Annotated in this window: 3 protein-coding genes; all 3 read right to left on the bottom strand. The window is 62.4% G+C overall.

The features are described 5' to 3' along the window. Window positions 1-393: 393 nt before the first annotated feature. Window positions 394-1,506, bottom strand: coding sequence for a branched-chain amino acid aminotransferase (locus Y707_RS0101980; RefSeq protein WP_026533850.1), 1,113 nt, complete (start codon window positions 1,504-1,506; stop codon window positions 394-396). Window positions 1,507-1,595: 89 nt separating this feature from the next. Continuing rightward, window positions 1,596-2,645, bottom strand: a complete 1,050-nt coding sequence (locus tag Y707_RS0101975; protein WP_026533849.1) for a 3-isopropylmalate dehydrogenase — start codon at window positions 2,643-2,645, stop codon at window positions 1,596-1,598. A gap of 183 nt (window positions 2,646-2,828) precedes the next feature. Next, the coding region (locus Y707_RS0101970; protein WP_026533848.1) for an IS30 family transposase at window positions 2,829-3,185 on the bottom strand (357 nt) is incomplete at its 5' end.

The following is a 3,185-nucleotide window of genomic DNA, read 5'->3' as shown; positions in this document are numbered from 1 at the left end:
CTGGGATACCCCTGCCGAACGACTTCGTGATTTACTGACAACCAACTAACCACCGGCGTTGCAACGACCCCTAGAATCCGCCATACATTTGATTGCACTGCAATCACTTCTTAAATGGCATAGGAAGTCGCCCAGTTGTGGATACAGACCTGCCAGCTGCCCCTCTTGTGGTTACGATGTGGAGGACAAGTCGAGGCTGAGCCAGCGCCCGGAACTTGCAGATTCACGGTGACGCGGCAACTCAGATTAAAGGTGGCGCGGCAACAGGAGGATGCAAGAAGGACAGGCCTGGAACCAGCAATTGGTTTCAGGCCTGTCCTTCTATTCCCGCTGGGAGCCCCGTGCAGTATCCATGCCACCGTGCTACGCCAGGCGGGTGAGCCGGTCGGTGCTCTACGCCAGGCGGGTGAGCCAACCGTGCGGGTCTTCGGCCACGCCGGTCTGGATGCCGAGGAGTTGTTCGCGCAGGGACATGGTGACTTCGCCGGGCTTCGCGTCAGGCGGTGGCGGTCTCAGAGACCAACTCTTCAGCTCCCCGATCGGTGTGATTACAGCAGCGGTGCCACAGGCGAACACCTCGGTGATTTCGCCCGAGTTTACGCCGCTTTCCCACTCGTCGATGGTGATCTTGCGTTCCTCCACGTCCAGGCCGCGGTCCTTGCCGAGCTGGATCACCGACGAACGGGTGACGCCCTCGAGGATAGTGCCGTTCAGCGCCGGCGTGACGAGCCGTCCGTCCTTGAAGACGAAAAAGACGTTCATGCCGCCCAGTTCCTCAACGGCGTCGTCGTTGAACGGATCCAGGAACAGCACCTGCTTGCAGCCATGGGCATCGGCTTCCATCTGCGCTGCAAGGGAAGCGGCGTAGTTGCCACCGCATTTGGCGTTCCCGGTGCCGCCGCGGCCCGCGCGGGCATAATTGCGCGAAAGCCAGATCGAGACCGGCTTCAGCTCGCCACCAAAGTAGTTTCCAGCCGGCGAGGCAATCACGCGGTAGGAAACTTCCCGGGCAGGACGCACGCCGAGGAATGCTTCGGTGGCGATCATGAACGGACGCAGGTACAGACTCTCGCCCTCGCGGGTCGGGATCCATTCCTTGTCCACGCCGACCAACTGGCGCAGCGACTCCAGGAAGGTCTCCTCGGGCAGCTCCGGCAGTGCCATGCGGCGGGCGGAGCGGTTCAGCCGTGCGGCGTTCAACTCGGCGCGGAAAGTCCAGACAGAACCGTCGGCATGTTTGTATGCCTTCATGCCCTCGAAGATTTCCTGGCCATAGTGCAGCACGCTCGCTGCGGGATCCATCGCGATCGGACCATACGGTTCGATCCGCGCGTTCTGCCAGGAGCCCTGTCCGTCCGTGCCGGCGGTGTAGTCCACCACTGCGGTGTGGTCGGTGAAGTGGTTCCCGAAGCCGGGATCGGCGAGAACCTGCGCCCGCTGCTCCGCGGTTTTAGGGCTGTTGGACAGCTGCTGGGTGAATTCCAGGCCAGTAGCGGTTTCGGTCATGATTCCTCCACGTACTTCTACACGTCTTCGTGTACCGGTTGGGTTTGTCACAAGACTAGTACGTCTTCGACACAGGCGCAGGCGCGTCCCTACAGAGCCGCCACTACCGCATCGCCAATTTCCGACGTCGAACGCGGCTTGGTACCGCGGCTGGCGATGTCGCTCTCAACGGCCTTCTGCACACGGGTCGCCGCATCGACGTGGCCGAGGTGCTCCAGCAGCAGTGCCGCGGAGAGGATGGCCGCCGTCGGATCCGCCTTCTGCTGACCGGCAATATCCGGTGCGGAACCGTGGACGGGCTCGAACATCGACGGCGCAGTGCGGTCCATGTTGATGTTCCCCGATGCCGCCAGGCCGATCCCGCCGCTGATGGCCGCGGCGAGGTCGGTGATGATGTCGCCGAACAGGTTGTCCGTGACGATGACGTCGAAGCGGGACGGATCGGTGGCCAGGAAGATCATGGTCGCGTCCACGTGCAGGTAATCGTGTTCGACGTCGGGGAACTCCGGCGCGACGGCCTCGACCGTTCGCTTCCACAAGTGGCCGGCGTGGATCAGGACATTGTGCTTGTGCACCAGGGTCAGCTTCTTGCGCGGACGTTCGCTTGCCCGACGGAATGCGTCACGGACCACGCGCTCCACGCCGTGGGCGGTATTGACAGATACCTCGGTGGCGATCTCATGCTCGGTCCCAACACGGAGCGCGCCGCCGTTGCCGACGTAGGGTCCCTCGGTGCCTTCGCGGACGACGATGAAGTCGATTTCGCCTGGATCGGCCAGCGGACTGGGGACGCCGGCCAACAGCTTGGTGGGCCGAAGGTTGACGTAATGATCGAGGCTGAAGCGCAGCTTGAGCAGCATTTCGCGCTCGATCAGGCCCGAAGGAATCGAGGCATCCCCGGGTGCCGCGCCGACCGCTCCGAACAGGATGGCGTCATGCTGGCGGATCTTGGCCAGCGTTTCGTCCGGAAGGGTCTCCCCCGTTGCCTTCCAGTGCTCGGCGCCCAGCGGATATTCGGTCAGCTCGAGGTTCGCGCCTGCGTCCGAGGCCACCTTGCGGAGCACCTTCACCGCCTCGGCCACCACCTCGGGACCGATACCGTCGCCAGGGATAACTGCCAAATTCATCGTCTCGCTCATAAGCAATAGCCTAATCCGACATATCACATGATGGTCAACACGTCTCACCTTTTGGACCGACGGGCACGGCTCTCCCCTTTGAGGGCTGGCGATGGAGCGAGGATCGGAGGATTTCGATTCGTGAAAGCGATTGCAATGCATGCATCGACGGGCGGATTCTAGGGGTCGTTGCAACGCCGGTGGTTAGTTGGTTGTCAGTAAATCACGAAGTCGTTCGGCAGGGGTATCCCAGCCCAGCGTCTTGCGGGGTCTGCTGTTGAGTTCCTGGGCGACGTGTTCGAGGTCTTCTGGCCCGTAGGCGTTCAGGTCGGTGCTTTTAGGGAAGTATTGGCGCAGCAGTCCGTTCGTGTTTTCGTTGGATCCGCGTTGCCACGGACTGGCCGGGTCGCAGAAGTAGACGTCCATGTCGGTGGCGATGCCGAAACTCTTGTGCAGGGCCATCTCCACGCCTTGGTCCCAGGTCAGGGATCCGCGCAAGTGCCCGGGCAGGGTGGCCATGGTCTTGATGAGTCCGTCGCGCACCGATATGGCGGTGTGGTC

Source organism: Arthrobacter sp. H14, from assembly GCF_000520495.1.
GTDB lineage: Bacteria > Actinomycetota > Actinomycetes > Actinomycetales > Micrococcaceae > Arthrobacter_C.
This window is presented reverse-complemented; position numbering and strand designations above follow the sequence as displayed.